General features: G+C 65.6%; 1 protein-coding gene. It reads left to right on the top strand.

From position 1 onward, the window contains the following. A partial coding sequence (locus tag JCM12296_RS40845) for a coiled-coil domain-containing protein (protein WP_218188460.1) occupies nucleotides 1-1134 on the top strand: 1134 nt, incomplete at both ends.

The raw sequence follows: 1134 nt of genomic DNA, 5'->3' as shown, positions 1-1134 counted from the left end.
CGACGCCATCGCCCGCGGCCGCGAGCGGCGCGAAGACAAGGTCCGTGAGCGCCTGGACCTGACGATGGAACTGGAACGGCTGACCGGCACCGAAACCCTGACCGCCGATGACCAGACCCGCCGGCTGATCGCCCACTACCACGAAAGCGGCATCTCTCGTGGCGAATTGAAAGCCTTCCCCGAGTATTTGGCCGGGCTGTATGCAGCGCCCGAGGAGATCGCCCGCTTCATCGAGAGCGATCCCGGACGCTTCACCGGCATCATGGCCGCCACCGAGGATGTCGTCGAGGCCGTGCAGGGCCTGCCCGTGCCCGAGTGGCTCCACCGGCCCGTTATCGTCTCCACCCCCTGCCCACCCGATGCACTGACGGCCATCGAACCGGTGGTGATCTGCCCCAGTGACCCGGGCGTCTACTCAAAAGACCACCGGGAAAAAACCCTCGCGCAGCTCCGCGAGCGGCGCGATACCATCGCAAAAGCGATCGACGAAAAGACCGGCGAACTGCGGGAAATGGAAGCGGACAGCCGGGATCTGCACGCCTACCGGGAGCAGTTTCCGGACGCAGCCGCGGTGAGCACCCTCACCGAGCGCATGCGGGAACTGGACCAGACCCTGGCGGCTCTGGCAGCGGAGATTTTAGACGCGGAAACGCTTTCGGAGACGCTGCGCGATCGCAAGGCCGAACAGGAGCGGTCCATCCAGTCCCTTGCCGCCGACGTGGCCGGCCTGGCCGAACGCCGCAAACAGGTGGAGACCTGGCTACAGAAGTACGCACCGCTTGAAGACTGGAAACGGGAAGCGGAAGAGATGATCTCCACAAAGGACGCCCTGGCGGCCCGGATCGACGCCGAAAACCGTTCGCTCGAGCGGATCCGCGAGGAGAAATCCGGCCTGCAGAACGACATTCTGGAACGACGCACCCTGATGAAAGGGCTGGACGATCGCGCCGGCGATGTCGCCAAACCCGAAGGCGCCGTCCTCTCCGACGAAGACCGCGACGCGGCCATGGCCATGGACCTGCGGACCTTGAAGACGCTTTTCGAGGAGGCCCGCGAAGGCCAGCGCCGCAAGGCCGACGAACTGGGCATCGACGCCCTGCAACGGGAGCTGGAAGCGCTTCAGACCGCCATCGG

This window comes from Desulfosarcina cetonica JCM 12296 (assembly GCF_001311845.1).
In the GTDB taxonomy this organism is placed as follows: Bacteria; Desulfobacterota; Desulfobacteria; order Desulfobacterales; family Desulfosarcinaceae; genus Desulfosarcina; species Desulfosarcina cetonica.
This window is presented reverse-complemented; position numbering and strand designations above follow the sequence as displayed.